This window comes from Corynebacterium sp. H78 (assembly GCF_037572275.1).
Lineage (GTDB): Bacteria > Actinomycetota > Actinomycetes > Mycobacteriales > Mycobacteriaceae > Corynebacterium.
Map to the genome: position 1 here is coordinate 143504 of NZ_JBBHKX010000001.1, position 16132 is coordinate 159635.

Annotated in this window: 13 protein-coding genes; 5 read left to right on the forward strand and 8 right to left on the reverse strand. The window is 57.2% G+C overall.

Annotation, left to right across the window (positions count from 1 at the left end):
* The first annotated feature begins 22 nt into the window (after nucleotides 1-22).
* Both WG934_RS00650 and WG934_RS00655 read left to right on the forward strand, forming a co-directional pair.
* Nucleotides 23-793, forward strand: coding sequence for an SDR family oxidoreductase (locus tag WG934_RS00650; protein WP_339976536.1), 771 nt, complete (start codon nucleotides 23-25; stop codon nucleotides 791-793).
* Nucleotides 794-823: 30 nt separating this feature from the next.
* A complete protein-coding gene (locus WG934_RS00655) occupies nucleotides 824-1525 on the forward strand; it encodes an SDR family oxidoreductase (protein WP_339988262.1) in 702 nt (233 codons plus the stop codon).
* Between the two features lie 96 nt (nucleotides 1526-1621).
* Here WG934_RS00655 and WG934_RS00660 read toward each other — a convergent pair whose 3' ends face one another.
* The 4 genes from WG934_RS00660 to WG934_RS00675 all read right to left on the reverse strand — a co-directional run bounded on the left by WG934_RS00660 (nucleotide 1622) and on the right by WG934_RS00675 (nucleotide 7344).
* On the reverse strand, nucleotides 1622-3301 hold the full coding sequence (locus WG934_RS00660; RefSeq protein WP_339976542.1) for an AMP-binding protein: 1680 nt from the start codon (nucleotides 3299-3301) through the stop codon (nucleotides 1622-1624).
* A gap of 392 nt (nucleotides 3302-3693) precedes the next feature.
* Entirely contained in the window at nucleotides 3694-5745 is a 2052-nt protein-coding gene (locus WG934_RS00665) for an acyl-CoA dehydrogenase family protein (protein ID WP_339988263.1), read from the reverse strand.
* Between the two features lie 93 nt (nucleotides 5746-5838).
* The gene (locus WG934_RS00670) at nucleotides 5839-6780 is read right to left on the reverse strand and encodes an HNH endonuclease family protein (RefSeq protein ID WP_339988264.1); all 942 of its coding nucleotides are present in this window, start codon (nucleotides 6778-6780) and stop codon (nucleotides 5839-5841) included.
* Nucleotides 6781-6861: 81 nt separating this feature from the next.
* Nucleotides 6862-7344 carry an HPP family protein gene (locus WG934_RS00675; protein WP_339988265.1) on the reverse strand — a complete coding sequence of 161 codons (483 nt, stop codon included), beginning with the start codon at nucleotides 7342-7344 and terminating at the stop codon, nucleotides 6862-6864.
* 177 nt (nucleotides 7345-7521) lie between these two features.
* On the opposite strand from WG934_RS00675, the gene WG934_RS00680 reads away from it, so the two are divergent.
* Both WG934_RS00680 and WG934_RS00685 read left to right on the forward strand, forming a co-directional pair.
* A complete protein-coding gene (locus tag WG934_RS00680; RefSeq protein WP_339976550.1) occupies nucleotides 7522-7821 on the forward strand; it encodes an RNA-binding S4 domain-containing protein in 300 nt (99 codons plus the stop codon).
* A complete protein-coding gene (locus WG934_RS00685) occupies nucleotides 7822-8712 on the forward strand; it encodes a VOC family protein (protein ID WP_339988266.1) in 891 nt (296 codons plus the stop codon).
* Nucleotide 8713: 1 nt separating this feature from the next.
* Here WG934_RS00685 and WG934_RS00690 read toward each other — a convergent pair whose 3' ends face one another.
* The 4 genes from WG934_RS00690 to WG934_RS00705 form a co-directional block, all read right to left on the reverse strand.
* Nucleotides 8714-9859: an isocitrate/isopropylmalate family dehydrogenase gene (locus tag WG934_RS00690; protein WP_339988267.1), complete on the reverse strand. Its 1146-nt coding sequence runs from the start codon at nucleotides 9857-9859 to the stop codon at nucleotides 8714-8716.
* 5 nt (nucleotides 9860-9864) lie between these two features.
* On the reverse strand, nucleotides 9865-11040 hold the full coding sequence (locus tag WG934_RS00695; RefSeq protein WP_339988268.1) for a YihY/virulence factor BrkB family protein: 1176 nt from the start codon (nucleotides 11038-11040) through the stop codon (nucleotides 9865-9867).
* Between the two features lie 82 nt (nucleotides 11041-11122).
* Complete coding sequence (locus WG934_RS00700; RefSeq protein ID WP_339988269.1) at nucleotides 11123-12799, reverse strand: FAD-dependent oxidoreductase; 1677 nt, start codon at nucleotides 12797-12799, stop codon at nucleotides 11123-11125.
* A gap of 103 nt (nucleotides 12800-12902) precedes the next feature.
* Nucleotides 12903-14885, reverse strand: coding sequence for a M13 family metallopeptidase (locus WG934_RS00705; protein ID WP_339988270.1), 1983 nt, complete (start codon nucleotides 14883-14885; stop codon nucleotides 12903-12905).
* A gap of 115 nt (nucleotides 14886-15000) precedes the next feature.
* Between WG934_RS00705 and WG934_RS00710 the strand changes: the two genes are divergently transcribed.
* On the forward strand, nucleotides 15001-16098 hold the full coding sequence (locus WG934_RS00710; RefSeq protein WP_339988271.1) for a glycoside hydrolase family 25 protein: 1098 nt from the start codon (nucleotides 15001-15003) through the stop codon (nucleotides 16096-16098).
* The last annotated feature ends 34 nt before the right edge of the window (nucleotides 16099-16132 follow it).

The following is a 16132-nucleotide window of genomic DNA, read 5'->3' on the forward strand; positions in this document are numbered from 1 at the left end:
GAATCTGCCAAGGAGTTTGACCATGACGGAATCATCCACAACTTCTGCAAATGCCAGCGCCCCGGTTGCCGTCGTTACCGGTGCCTCGTCTGGCATTGGTGCCGCCACCGCGATTGCGCTTGCAAAGGAAGGCTTCGAGGTTGTGCTGGGAGCGCGTCGTGAAGACAAGCTCAATGAAATTGCCGGGCAGATCCGGGCTAACGGTGGGGTAGCGACCGTCGTCAAGCTGGATGTGACTGAACAGGAAGATGTCAATCGCCTGGCAGACGCGGTCGAGCGCGCGGATGTGCTCGTGAACAACGCCGGTGGTGCGTGGGGTATGGAGAGCGTCGAGGGTGCCATCGAAGAGAAGTGGCGCTGGATGTACGAGGTCAACGTGTTGGGTACCCTCCGCGTGACGCAGGCGATGCTGCCGGCGCTGAAGGCAGCGAAGGGGCTGATTGTCACGATCGGTTCGATTGCGGCGCGTCAGGTATACACCGGCGGTGCTGGCTACAATGCGGCGAAGCATGGCGAACGCGCACTCGTTGAAGTGCTGCGCCAGGAGATCGCGCACGACGATGTTCGTGTCACCGAGATCGATCCAGGTCGCGTGCACACCGATTTCTCGCTCGTGCGTTTCGACGGCGACGCCACCAAGGCAGAGGCTGTCTATGACGGGGTGAAGTCGCTGACTGCCGACGACATCGCGGACATCATCGTTTTCGCGGCAACCCGCCCGCCACACGTGAACATTGACTTCCTGCAGGTCACGCCGATTGACCAGGTGGGTGCGAAGCCGAAGTCGAAGTAGGGTTAGGCGGCGAACAGGTACAAAGTGGGTATGGCACTTAACAATCCGGATAACCGACCCATCGCCCTCGTGACTGGAGGAAGTCGCGGCATCGGCCGGGCTATCGCCGAAGACCTCGGTCGTGACCACCACGTGCTCGTGGGGGCTACGACATACGACGGGGCGCACGCAGTAGCGTCGCTGCTGCCGTCGGCAGGTGAGTTTGTTGTAGATCTGACTGATGTCGAGGCTGTTTCCGCGGAACTGAAGCGCACGCTTGGTGACGCTCCGCTGGATGTCATCGTTCATTCCGCTGGCGTTTTCGTCGGTGGGAATGTTGAAGACATTGCCTATGCGGATTGGGTACGAATCCTCGACGTGAACGTGGCTGCAGTGGCTGAACTAACCCGGCAAACGCTGCCAGCACTGCGGGCTGCGAACGGCATAGTTGTCACGATCAACTCGGGCTCTGGCTTCCGCGCTAGCCCTGGATCGGCGGCGTACGCGGCCTCGAAGTTTGCGCTTCGGGCGTTTACTGATGCTCTGCGTGAAGAAGAACGTGGCAATGTTCGCGTGACTTCTGTGCACCCTGGCCGAGTAGATACGGATATGCAGGTCGCCATCCAAGGTGAAGAGGGCTACGACGGATCGAAGTACGTCACGCCATCGTCGATTGCTAAGGCAGTTCGCTTGGCCGTAGATGCCGGCATGGACTGCAGCGTCGACGAAGTTCAGGTGCGACCACGGAAGTAGCAGACCAGACCTTAACCCAGTAGGAAGAATCAGCAAGAATGCAAAAAGCACCTGGGAAATCCCAGGTGCATTCTCGACGTGATAACTAGACCGTGATTAGTGATCGCCCATCATGGCATCGACCATGCGTGGCACGACCTTGCCGACTGCATTGCGTGGCAACTCATCCACGAAGAAGACCTTGTCAGGAACGCAGTGCGTTGCAAGATTCTCGCGTACGTATTCCTGAAGCATCTCCTCGGACAGATCCTCGCCCTGCTTGTTGTTCTCGCGAACAACGTAGAGGTATAGGTCAGCGATGATCTCGTCGTTGTGGACACCACGACAGTAGACATCTGCGATGCCTGGCACTGGCCCAAGAATCTCTTCGATCTCGCGTGGGAAGATGTTCTCGCCACCCTTGATGACCATGTCGTCGGAACGACCACAGATGTACAGGTAGCCGTCCTCATCCATGCGTGCGAGGTCGCCGATCTGGAACAGTCCGTCAACAGTGACGTACTTGTCCTTCTCGTTCAGGTAGCCGATGAACGACAGCTCCTGGACAGTGTGGAGCAGGCCAACCTCGCCACGAGGAACTTCCTTGCCCTCTTCGTCAAGAATCTTGACTCGTGCGCCAAGCGCAGGGCGGCCAGCAGAGTCTGGGCGCTGCGCCAGATCTGGACCCGAAGCGATCGAACAGACGCCAGCCTCAGTAGAACCGTAGAAGTTACACACAACTGGACCGAAGCGGTGGGTCAGAGCTGATACCAGCCACGCTGGGATTGCGTTACCAGAAGAAACAATGAACTTGAATGGGCCGATCTTACGGGATGGATCGTTGTCCAGTTCATCCTTCAGGGAGCGCAGGAAGAATGCTGCGGAAATGATGCCGTTAACGCCGTACTTCTCGCAGTCAGCGATAACCTTCTTGGCATCGTAGTGGCGCATGGTCACAAGGGTTGCACCCGTTGCCATAGCGATAATGACGTTCGCCCAACCCCACGCGTGGAACATGGAAGCAGCCTGGTGGATGACCATATTGCGTTCCCAAGGAATACGGTCGGCGACGCCACCAACAGTCATAGGAGTCTTTGGCTCGTTACGGAGCACGCCCTTAGGAATACCCGTGGTGCCGGACGACATGATGATGATGCGTCCCTGCTCTGGCTTGAACTCGAGTTCGGCGGTGGAGTTCATGCCCTCAGCGATGAGGTCTTCCATGAAGAGGTAGCCCTCTGGCGCCTTCGCACGAGTTTCTGGATCGCTCACAGTGGTGATAACAACCTGCAGATCAGGACGGTTCTCAGGAACTCGGTCCATGAATTCGTCATCGATGAAGAGGTACTCGACGTCGTTCTGCTCGATAATGCCGTCGACCTGCTGTGCGGACGAACCAATGTTCATCAGCATGATTTCTGCGCCGAGGAAGCCCTTAACCGCCATTGGCATGATGATGCCGCGACCATTACGCGCGATGACACCAAACTTAGACTTGCTGCTCAGGCCACGAGCCATGAGTGCCTTTGACAGTGCGACAGTCTGGTTGTGGAGTTCGGTGTAGGTAAGCTCGCCGAAGTCGTCGACAAGCGCGAGGCGATTAGGGTAACGCTCAGCACCCGATGCAATGAGGCCGGACACTGCAAAGCCCCAGCGACGCAGGTTCTTCAGGAACACTGGTGCCTGCTTTGGGGTCATAGACAGGACACCCGAACGAAGCAGAGGAGGCAATGACTGGGCAAAGCCCTTCAATAGGGTCGCGACAGGTACCTGTGGTGGCTTCATTTCAGCGGTCATGTGTGGGATCCTCCAAGTGCGGACAGCAGGGTAAAGCGTTAATCACTCTAAGTAACAGTAGTCACTGTAACAAACAATATGCTCAGAAAATCAAATTGTTTTGGTTGCCTAATTTGCCTGAGCGTTGTGGTTACTCTAGGGAAGAGTGTTCGTAAAGTCGAATAGCAATGTTACGCCAATGTTACAAAATGGATACAATTGGCCTCCATGTGGGCATGTCTGGCGACCGCAAAGCGTGAGTGAACTCTCGCATTTTCCCTGCGTATTCCGAGTCGCAGCAAAGGGGGGCACCACCCACAGGGTGAACGCTATGCACAAAAGCGTCCGAAAAATTGGGGCGGTTCCGTGTCACCCGATTAGTGAAAGCTCACGAAAGTTACATCAATGTGTTTCTAGCGCTGGGTAACACCTGCATCGTTTAACATGGGTACCCCCAAAATTGTGTCCGGAACCGCAAACGCGTCAACGAGTGCGTCAGACCACGGGCCCATCGAGTCCACGAGGTCGTTGATTGACGCGCGCACGGCTTTCGTGCGAGTACCCGACAAAATATTCTGCTCCTGGTACCAACCGCTGTGCGTATTGATGGTCGTCAACGCAAACAGGTCCCTCAGGTGCACAAAGAGGTTCTTGGCCGGTGAATCGTCGTCAAGCTTTTGTTCTGCTTCTACGAGCGCTTCCAGCAAGAGCGAATCGACGCGAGCCCAAGCGCAGGCAATCAAGTGATCCTGCGCGGCATCGACGGCAGCCACCGCATCCTCAGGCTTCATCTTGCGTGCAGGGCGAAGTCGACGGCCGAGCGACTTGAGCAAGTTGGATTCTCGCTCTTCGAAAAGCTTGACCTGGTAGCCGGCATTAAAGAGGTCAATGACCTCCCGATCGCTGACTCGATCCATGATCGACTGCACCGACGTTGCGACGGGAGTCCTGCGGCGGAAAATGTCGGTGACGTTTTCCACGCCGTACTTCAACATGCCCATGGGGTCGAGTTCAGAAAGGCCACGCGCGTATGCGGTGATCAGTTCCTTGCCGACCATCTGAATGAGAACCGTATTGTCACCTTCGAAAGTAGTGAAGACGTCGGAATCGTCTTTAAAGATGGTGAGCAGGTTCTCGGCCATGTAGCCCGCGCCACCGCAGGCCTCACGAGCTTCCTGAATTGCCGCCGTCGCGTGTTCCGTCGCAGCTACCTTCACTGCTGCGGCTTGGGATTCTAATTCGCGTTGCTTCCATTGTTGTTCTGGATCTGGATTCGCAATGTCCCACGTTCCGGCAGCAACGGCTGCTTCCTGGGCGTCGATACGCTCGACGATCTTGTTCTGCAGCAGCTGGAGCGCATACGAGCGGGCAACGAGCGGAAGGAGACGAAGACGATGGGCGCGATGCTCCATCAGGTGCTTTTCCTGCCCGGGTAGCCCTTCGAACTGACGACGCCGCGTCGCATAGCGCGTAGCGATTGCCAATGACGAGCGCGTTGCAGCACCGGCAGCTGCGCCCACGGAAATACGGCCACGGATGAGCGTGCTGAGCATGGTGAAGAAGCGACGATTAAGTGAGTCAATAGAAGAGGAATACTCGCCGTTTTCATTGACATCGCCGAAGCGGTTCAAAAGCGCCTCACGTGGGACACGGACATTGTCGAATAGGAGAGTGCCATTGTCGACACCTGTCAGCCCACCTTTGTAACCGTGATCCCCAATGGTGACGCCGGACGCTGGGGAACCGTCGTCGTTGCGAATTGGCACCAACAAGCAATGCACGCCGTGGGATTCGGATACGGTGCCGTCCGCGTCGGTGGTGTGCAGTTGCGCAAAAACGGCAGCCATATGTCCGTGTCGTGCAGCATTGCCGATGTAGCACTTCTGCGCAGATGGAGTAGGGGAGTTGACGACGAACTCGCCAGTCTCCCGATCGTAGGTGGCAGTGGTTTCGATATTCATGACATCGGAACCGTGACCGCGCTCGGTCATTGCGAAGCAGCCGAGCAATTCGAGGTTGATGATCTTCGGTATCAGTTCTGCGTGGCGCTCAGTGCCGAGGTTGTCGACAGCGCCACCAAACAGACCCCACTGCACGCCGGCCTTCACCATGACGGATAAGTCGGTGTGGCCGATGCATTCCATTGAGGTCAGGGCCTTGCCGGTTTCACCAGTGCCACCCTTAGCTACGGAAAATGCACCTTGGGGAACCCCTGTGTCGCGTAGAACTTCGAGGCGTTCGATGAGTGCGTCACGGGCTTCATCGAGAGGTAGTCCCACCTGAGGTAAAAACAGTTCACTGGAGAGCTTCTCGCGGACGGCATCGCGGTCGGATGCCCACTTCCCGTCAATGGCTGCGCGCAAGGCTGCGGCTGCCGTGGCGATATCTTCACTGGAAGGTTCGTGGGGAAGGGTTTTCGGGCCAATGCCGGCAGGGTGGGAATCGTGTTCGTGGGGTGCGGACAAGGGATCCTCCTCGGTCGTGTTATCCGCATCGTACAGCGACGTAGGTCACAAAAATCCTCTATGTATATAAAAGTTATAAAAATGTTGCGCGAGTTACTGTGGCGTCGCACCCACCTCGCCTGCTGTACCCGCTAGCTCTGCCAAGGCTGGCTCGTCCTCTACGGTGCACGTATCGAGCCAGCGGCCTAAAGCCTCATGCTCCGCAGGTGTCGCCCACAAGCCGTAACGGTGCTTGACCGCAATCTGGCGCGCTACATACTGGCACCTGAAACCGCTATTCGACGGCACCCACGTCGCAGCATCGCCGTCGCCCTTTTGCAGATTCGCGGGTCCATCGGCAGCTAACAGATTCAACGGATCGTTGGCGAAATTCTGTCGAGTGGCCGGATCCCAGTACTGGGCACCCTTCTGCCAGGCATCGCTCATTGCGACGACATGATCAATCTGCACCGCCTGTGAAGATTCCTGTCCTCGCTGAAACTCGATGATTGCGCCGGTGTACGGATCATGTAGAGAACCGCTCAATACAACACAGTCAAAGGTATTCGGCTTCAAAACCACATTGGCAAGATCGCGTCGCAGAATGTCATTGCGGGTATCGCAGCCGTTATGCCCAAATTCGACCGTCACGTCGTCCGACCAGCGTTGCCCGAATGCATCACGAGAATAGCCAGTTTTCGGAGCGCGACCTTTCTGCTCGATCGTCGCGAGCTGTCCGCGCAGCACATCGACACTGCCAGTCTGAGCTGGCGGTCGTTCTGGCTCCGCAGGAGGGAGCACCTCCGGTACCTGCACACTTTCAGTCGCGGACTGGAGAGTTTCCTTCAACGACTCAATCTCGGCCTGGGCACTCGAAGCGGCATCCTTTGCGGACTCCAACGCTTCATTGGCCTGTTTCTGCGACTCCGCCAAATCCGTGCTGACCTGGTCGACATCAACACCACATGCGCCGAGACCGCAAGCAAGCGCCACCACGGCAACAATCCCTGCTGTTCGCGCCATGCCTCGGCACTGCCGTTGTCTCCTGCCAGTCATGCCTTGCACCATAGAACACTTACCGGATTGCTCCGTTCACATGTTCGATACGCGCGTCACGACGACCTCGTCGTAAAGCTTCTACCACCAATAATGTGGATAGTGCAGCTTCCGAACACGGTTTGCGACCAGCGCTAGCACGACAACTAGACCAGACGCGACGAAAACGAGGCCAATGAAGTGAAGATCGTTGTCAGGTGGGGATAGGACGGCAACGATTGCGGTCGCGACAGCGGGGGAATGTGCGCTGCGAAGAGAGAGCATCAGCCCGAAAGTCACGCCTGACGCAACTGCAGCGGACAATGCGTTTGAGCCGAGGGTGTGCATCGCGAGAACGCCGACTGTCGCACCAACGAGATGTCCAATAATGACATTTCGGGGCTGTGCCAACGGCAAGCTCGGCGCACCCACGATCAGGGCAGCGGCAGCACCAATCGATGGAATGAATAGCAATTCGGTGGTCTGTGTTGCCAGAAGAGCAATGAACAACAGAGGCAAAGTTAGCGCTAAGGACGCGGTAATGATGTGGAGGACTGGTGGCCGTGGTGGTGCGTTTGATTTCAAGGTGGCTCTCCCTCCTAAGGTTCGATCCGTAGTACCCATTCGCCGGCATCTAGTCACAACAATTAATTGATTTAACTAAATAAATTTCTAAGCAGTGATGTATGAGTGTAGCCATTCCCCTCGAGTCGTGCGGTACTAAAGCGAAGGGGATCCGCGAACTGTGACAAACTGACAGGCATGGAACCTTCGAATGTTGCAATCCGCGACGAGTTCATCCGGCTAGGGCAATTTCTGAAGCTCGCCAATCTTATTGACACTGGTGGGCTGGCTAAAGAGGTCATCGCAGACGGGCAGGTGACGGTCAATGGCGAGGTCGATACGCGACGTGGCCGCCGGCTGTATCCGGGCGATGTTGTAGAACTTGGTGGAATGTCGGCGCGTGTGGCAACAAGCGAAGAAGTTGTTGATGACGACGACTTCTTTGACGAAGCAACCGCGGACGACGATTTTGATCCTGAAAAGTGGAGGAACCTCTAAATGCCAGCTTTTGCCGCCGAATTCGGTATGCCAGTGCGAGTGGACCTGGTGTCGTCCGCTCCTCGCAAGACAGAGAAGTTCTACCGTGAGCTCTTGAACTGGAATTACACGAATGCTGATCCTGCCTACGGCACGCAAGCAGCTGCGGATATGCAGGGTCGTCGCGTCGCAACGCTGCAGGGGATGCCGGTGTCGGTGCTGCTCGACGCAAATTCTGCAGATTCCACTGATTTCGTGGACAACCAGTGGCGCGTGAACTTCCACGTCGACAACGTCGCGGCTGTCTGCGAAAAGGCAGCTTCGCTGGGCACAGAGGTGCTACAGGAACCGATCGAACTTATCGACGGCTCGTTGATGGCCGTTATCGCCGACCCAGCCGGTGCCCTCGTTGGCTTGCTGCAGCAGCCGGGTGAGCAAACGTTCTTCGCTGCTGGCGAGCCAGGTGCCCCAGTGTGGTTCGAGCTGATCACCGCAAATCACGATGATTTCCAGAAGGCCATGGATTTCTACCATGAGTTGTTCGGTTGGGGCATGACTGTGCACACGGCATCGGAGGAAGGTTCGTACGCTGTCGCTACCGAGGGCGGTGCGCCATTTGCAGGCATTGTTGGCGGCCGTGGCACCGGAACGACAGTCGTTGAAGGCGACGCGTCGTTCGTTGGTTGGCTGGCCTACCTCGGTGTCGAGAACATTGACACCGCCGTCAACAACGCTGAACAGTACGGTGGAAAGGTGCTGGTGCCAGCACAAATGACCGAGTTCGGTCCGCTGGCGACAATTCAGGATCCATGTGGCGCGACCACAATCCTGTGCGAGGTCCCATTGCCTCCAGAAGAGGATCAGGGCGAAGTCGACATTTTCGACAATCTGGATATCAGTCAGTTCCAGTAATTCAGCTCGTTAATTCAGCACGTACCGTGGCCACGAATTCTGCTGTGGTCGCGGTCCCACCTTGGTCCGGGGTGGGATGCGTGGCGAGGGCTCGTCGTAACGCAGAACGCAGCGACTGAGCAGCCATAACGTGCGTGCCCAGATGCTCCGCGCACATCGCCGCAGACAGCAGGAACGCAGAAGGATTCGCAATTCCCTGCCCAGCGATATCTGGGGCTGAACCGTGGATGGGCTCGAACATGGCAAAATTCTCGCCGATGTTCGCCGATGCTGGCAGGCCGAGCCCACCCATGAGACCTGCACCGAGATCACTCAGCACATCGCCGATGAGATTCTCGGCGGCAATGACATCGAAACGCTCGGGCTGCAAAACCATGTACATGGCGACGGCATCGGCATTCTCCATTTCGAACGTGACCTGCGGAAACTCGGCAGCAACCGTGTCCATCGCCGCTTGCACAATCGCACCGGATTCACGCAACACATTCGGCTTCTCCGCTATAGTCACGGTCAATGTCGCGCCGGGTGCACCCTGGTCGTGACGCTGCACGGCAGTCTCCGCGGCCCGCCGCAGTAACCGTTCCCATCCGAACTTTGTGGTCACGCGCAGAGCGACTGCAGTTTCCGCAGGTGTCGATTCCCGCACGGTCACGTCGTCCGAAATCAGTTTGTGCAGTTCAGGATGCTCATCAAGGCGCATATCGTGCGAATACAACCCCTCCGTATTTTCTCGCATGACGACGAACTCCCATGACTCATCAGCCTCAGCCGGCGCGGAGATGGGACGAACATTGGCAAAAAGATCGAGGCGTTGACGCAGCTGGAGCACCGGAGATCGGTAGACAAATCCCTGGTCGCGTAGCTCAGGTGCAAGTTCTGCTTGCGCTGCAGCAGCTGGCTTTGACGTGATTGCTGCCATCAGCGCGGCATCTGCAGAGTCGAGAATGTCCCACGTGGCTGCGGGAACCGGGTCGCCTTCAGCACACCAGCAGCCCCAGCCAATGTCGGCGTGGGTAAACGTCCACGTTGGAAAGAGCTCACGCAAAAGTGGCAGGGTGGCGGAGACAATCTCAGGGCCGATGCCGTCGCCAGGTAAAAGCGCAATGGACGCAGACTGTGGGGACTGTGAGGACTGAAGGGAAGCCATGCTGCCTATTGTGGCGGAGCAACGTGCATGGCGGGGTCGGTTTCGGCTGCATCGGGCTGCATTGCCTCGAACTCAGCGGTATCGATATCTTCATGCTTCATGCGGATCTCGGTGGCTTTGTTGATGAGATTCTGGTGAATCTTCTGTTCCGCAATTGCTGCCCCGACAGCTTTCGGACGAAGTTGGATATGCCGTTCCGCAGGGATCCCCGCACGCAACTGGCGGACTCGTTCGATCTCAGCATCAAGTTTGAAACCGAACAGCAGCATGGCATTGATGACCCACAGTGCGACCATCATTGCGATCACGGCACCCATCGCACCATACGGATTGAAGCTGGCAAAGCGTGCCAAATACACGGTCAGCAACCATCCAGTGATGGCCACGCCGACAATGGCTACCGCAGAACCCGTGCTTAACCAGCGGAAGCGACGTTGCCTCACGTTGGGTGTCGCGTAGTAGAGGGCGTCGATAAGCACCATCAACACGAGCACGATGATGGGCCAGCGAATCCAATCCCAGACTGGGAAGAAGCCATCCAACAAAAACGTGACAGTATCTTGAATATTGAGCGTGTCCGACAGCGGTTCGAGCAGTCCCGTCACCAAACTGCGGTTGATTGCCACCGACAGAATCAGCCCGAAGGAGCCAACCAACATCACCAACGTTGTGGCCAACATGATCGCATGATATTCAATCAGCGAGCGCCCTTCACTCACGCGATACACAGCGTTGGCGGAGCGCGAAAACGCGCGGACGTACGCGGAGGACGAGATCAGCGACATCAAAATACCGATCGTCAACGCTACGAGGCCACTTTTCGCCGAGCCAATGATGATGTTCACAATCCGAGTCACGTATTTGCCGTATTGATCGGGGATATACGTGGCGACGAAGTCGTCGGTAAGCGCAACGATTGATGCGGAGTAGTCCGCCAAGACCAGCGTTGCAATGGAATAGACCGCGAGCAGCGCTGGCGAGGCCGTGAGCACGGTGAAAAATGTGAGTGTCGCCGCGCGGTCTAGGCCATGTTCAAACCAGAACTCGACGAGTGACCGCTTCAGCGCGTACCGCATACCCGCGAAACCGGGGAAGGGCAGCTTCTTCATGCCGCGAGCATTCACGGTGTCTTCGGACTCCGCCGCATTCAGCGTCTCCGGAATGTGGACCGACGGAGCCACAAAAATCCCTCCGAGCAGGTTTACGATAGATCGACCACCGTCATCGTAAAACGCTCAGAGGGTCTGGCCGGTTAGGCGCGAGCTATGCGCGTGCGTACTGACCAAATTCGTAGGTCATGATGCCGCCAGCAAGGTTCGAAGGCTGGAAGCCATATGGGCGGAACGCGGTTGCAGCGACGTGGCTACGGACCCCCGACCAACAAATGAGCAACAGGTTCTTGCCCTTCAGTGGTTCCAGGTTGCCAGCGGCGATCCACTCGCGCAGCTCATCGACTGGAGCGAGGATGGTGCCGTCAATGCCGTGCTCTGCGTACTCTTCCGCGGTCGAGACATCGATGACGACGTTGTTCTCGTCAGCCATGAAATCTTCGAGCTCGTGCCACTGCACCAAGTTCTCGCCGTTGACAGCGTTGTCGTTGACGAAGCCCAGGAAGTTGATTGGGTCCTTCGCCGAGCCGAACTGTGGCGCGTACGCGAGTTCCAGGTTCTGCAGGTCAGAAGCCTTCAACCCTGCGCGCATGGCGGTAGCGATGACGTCGATACGCTTGTCGACGCCTTCTCCACCAACACCCTGGGCACCCAAGATGGCATCGGTGTCGGCATCGACAACGAGCTTCAGGTGCACGGTCTCGGAACCTGGGTAGTAACCCGCGTGGTTACCTGGGTGGATGTGGACGCAACGAACGTTCTTGCCAGCCTGGCGAGCACGGCGTTCATTCCAACCAACGGAACCGGCAGCCATGCCCAGAACACCAACGATTGCGGTGCCGAGGGTCAGCTGAGCTTCCTCGTCACGACCGGTGATGATGTCCGCAACCATGCGACCGTGGCGGTTCGCGGTCTGCGCCAACGGAACCATCGTATCTTCGCCGGAAATGGCATCAACCTTTTCTGCAGCGTCGCCGAGCGCGAAGACGGCTGGGTCGGAGGTGCGCTGCTGGCGATCAACCTTGATGCCACCGCGCTCGCCGACTGCCAGACCTGCGTCCTTGGCCAGGGAGGATTCTGGGCGGACACCGATTGCAGCGACGAGCAATTCGGCATCGACGGTTGCGTCGCCGACTTTATTGTTGTCGCGGTCGAGCAACTCGACCTCCATGACAGAGTCGGTGATGTTCTTGGTGTCAGCATTGAGGATGACCTCGATACCAGCGTCACGCAGGTGCTTCATGACGATGCCCGCCATCTCCTCGTCCAAAGGCGCAAGGATCTGAGGTGCACGTTCCACAATGGTGGTCTTAATACCGCGGTGGTGCAGGTTCTCTGCGAGCTCGAGTCCAATGAAGCCACCACCGATGATCGCAGCAGACTGTGGCGACTGCTTTGCGACGGCCTCCGCAATGCGGTCCACATCCTCAACAGTGCGCAAGGTCAGTGCGCGGTCGATGCCTGGGATTGGTGGCATGAATGGGGTTGCACCAGGGGAGAGGACCAGGAAGTCGTAGCCCTGGGTCTTCTCTTCGCCAGTGGTCAGGTTCTTGACGGTCACGGTCTTGGCATCGCGATCAATGCTGGTCACGCGGTGCGATACGAAGACATCCAGGTTGAGCCGTGCCTTCAGTGCAGCTGGGGTCTGCAGCAACAGGGAGTCACGCTCTGGGATAATGCCGCCGACATAATAAGGAAGACCGCAGTTAGCGAACGATACGTTTTCGCTAGCTTCATAGACGATAATGTCCGTGTTTTCGTCACGACGACGGAGACGTGCAGCAGTAGACATGCCGCCGGCAACGCCGCCGACGATAACAGTGGTGGTCATAAGAAGAGTGTCCTCCTGTGGACTTGGTGCACTTCGGATTTTCCTCCCACAACTTTATACCCCTGGCGGTATATTCCGTAGGGGGTAAATGTGGGGGAATCCGCTACCAAATGTGAACGCGTTCCGACGGCTCCCGCCACATGCCATCGCCAGGCTTAGTTCCGAAGGCCTCGTGGAACTCGTCGATATCGGTGACGATGACATTGCAACGGAATTCTGCAGGTGAGTGGGGGTCAATAGCCAAGTACTGGCGACTGAGCTCTGGGCGAATAGCTGTGCGCCACACCAGAGCCCAGGACAGGAACATGCCTCGGTACGACTCTGGTGTGTCTTCGATTCCGGCTTCGGCACCGTGGTCGGCGATCCAACGCCGGTAAGCAACAACTGCGATGCCGAGTCCACCGAGGTCGCCGATGTTCTCGCCCAGGGTGAACTTGCCGTTGACCCCAGCGTCCTCTTCGCCGAGCTTCTTCAAGCCGGTTGGCACGAGGCCATCGAACTGGTGAACAAGCTGTGCGGTGAGTTTCTCGAAAGCCTTTCGGTCTTCGTCAGTCCACCACTGGTTGAGGTTGCCGTGGCCGTCGTACTGTGAGCCCTGGTCGTCGAAACCGTGGCCAATCTCGTGGCCGATCACCGCGCCAATGGCACCAAAGTTGGTGGCCATATCCGCTTCTGGGTCGAAGAATGGAGGCTTCAGGATTGCGGCTGGGAACGTGATGTCATTGACCACCGGGTTGTAGAAGGCATTCACCGTTTGTGGAGTCGCAAACCATTCGTCGCGATCAGCCGGCTTACCCAACTTGGCAAGCTCGTACTCATGGCTAAACCTGCTAGTCGCACGCACATTGCCCATGAGGTCAGTTGCTTGCAGATCGCGGCCGACCTGCAGCGCGGAGTAATCGCGCCACGAATTTGGGTAGCCAATTTTCGCCTTGAAGAGGCTCAGCTTTTCCAGTGCACGCTCACGGGTCGCTGGGGTCATCCACGGCAGATTGGTGATGCGTTCCCGGTATGCCTGCAGCAGATAATCCACGAGCTCCAGCATTTGTGCCTTGTATTCAGGTGGGAAGTGCTGAGCGACGTATTCCTTGCCAACTTCGAAGCCAACGGCACCCTCAACGAAGCCCACGCCACGCTTCCATCGGTCGCGTTGCTCCTCCGCGCCGGACAGAGAGCGCCCATAAAAATCGAAGTTTTCCTTCGAAAACACCTCGGGCAAATATGGTGCCCGGCCATGCAGGATGCGCCACAGTGCCCATAGCTGCAGATCCGAAAGGTCAGCGTTGGCCCACACGGTGCCGAAGTCCTCGAGGTAGCTTGGCATCATCACGACGCACTTCTCTACCTCCACGCCCGTGGCTCGCAGCCATTGCGCCCACGGGAATGTCGTTGGCAAATCTGCCGTCGCAGTCAAGTTGTACGTCTTCAGCGCATCGCGTTTCGCCACGACATCCCAATGTCCAGCTGCAATCTTCTTCTCCAACTCGATAATGCGTGCCGCTGCATCCTCGGCGTTGGCATTGGTAGCTGTGAGTAACTGCTTTACGACGTCGTCGACATGTTCGGTTTCTGCAGCCGTAACCAGGAGAGTCAGCATGCGTCCGACATGCTCCTGGTATTTCTGCAGAGTTTCGGCGTGGCTGGGCTCGCGGTAATAGGCCTCGTCCGGCAGTCCCAGCCCAGATTGCAGCAGGTACAACATAGATTCGTTGGACTTGGAGTCCTTCTCGATCCAATAGCCAGCTGCGGCGAGAATGCCGACGCGATCCAGGCGGGCTAAAGCAAGAGCGAGATCCTCCTTGGTGTCAACCGCGATCTCGGCGAAATCGGTGCTCAGGGCAGAAACTCCGGCCTTCTCGATCGCCTCCGTATTCATAAACGAGCTGTACAGCGTGCCAATTCGTGAATCCTCCGGCGCACTTTCGATGATGGTGCGGACATCCTTCTCGGCATCATCTCGGAGGGTGTGGAAAGCACCGTCAATTGCTCGATCTGCGGGAATGGTGTGCGAGTCGATCCATTCGCCATTGACGTGCAGAAACAAATCGTCGGTGGGGGCTGGATAGGTGCGAGCGTCGTTAGTCATGGCTCCAGTGTAGGGATAGGTCCGGATTGATCGGGCGACACCAAAAAGGCTGAAACTAGTGTGACTGATGTTAAAGATGTGACGAATGTGATGTTGTTGTGTAAAGTTCGAAACCATGAAGTTCCGACAGAGCCGACGCACCGCGGGCACCATCGCAGCCCTCGCAGCAGCCCTTCCTCTTACCTTCACCACTCTCACCGTTGTTCCGGCATACGCGCTGGACTCCTCGGCACCAACCGGAGTGGATGTATCGAAGTGGCAGCGTCCTGGCGGATCATCCATCGATTGGAAGCGCGTCGCAGCCAGTGGCGAGAAATTCGCCTTCATTAAGGCAACCGACGGTGTCGAAGGTGAAAGCCCATACTTCCGCGCCGATACCGAAGCGGCAGCTAAGGCTGGTTTGATCATCGGCAGCTACCACAAGGCGCACCCTAATTTGCCAGCAGAAATGCAGGCAGATGCCTACGCTCGCGCTCTGGCAGCGCAGCCTGATGATGCGAAAAAGCTTCCCCCAGTGCTCGACATCGAACTGGACAACGGCCTCACCCCGAACCAGCTGGTGACGTGGACCAAGGAGTTCCTGAACCGCGTTGAAGAAAAGACCGGGCAGCAGCCAATGGTCTACACCTACCGTTGGTTCTGGCAGAACAAGATGGCGAACTCCTCGGACTTCACCAACTACCCACTGTGGCTTGCTGCATACCAGGACACTCCGCCAACGGACATTCCAGGTGGTTGGTCTGACCTGACTTTCTGGCAGTACTCCGAGACTGGTCGCGTACCAGGCATTGGTGTAGTCGTGGACCGTAACCGCTTCAACGGATCAGCCTCTGACCTCGAAGCATTCGCTACCACTGGTGGCGTCACCGAAGGTGAGTCTGTACCGGCACCAGTGATTCCAGAAATCCCTGCACTTCCTGAGATCCCTAACGTCACCGTTCCAGATAGCTCGCTTGAAGAGCCAAATGAGCAGGCATCATCTGAGCTTATCGACGTCATCCTCGACCAGCTTTCCGGCGACGTTAATGCAGGCGAATTCATGAAGGTCGCCGACAGCATCGGCATGAACGCCAATGATGCTGGCGTGCTGCTGACCTACATTCAGCGCGCAAATTCTGATAGTGCCCACGTTCCAACGGAGTTGTTGGAAGAGATGGCTGACGACGCAGCCCTCGCTGACGTTCTCGCACTGCTTGCCGGCGCAACTCGTTAATTACGAGCCGTCGTAAAGCAAGCAGTGTGGGAGC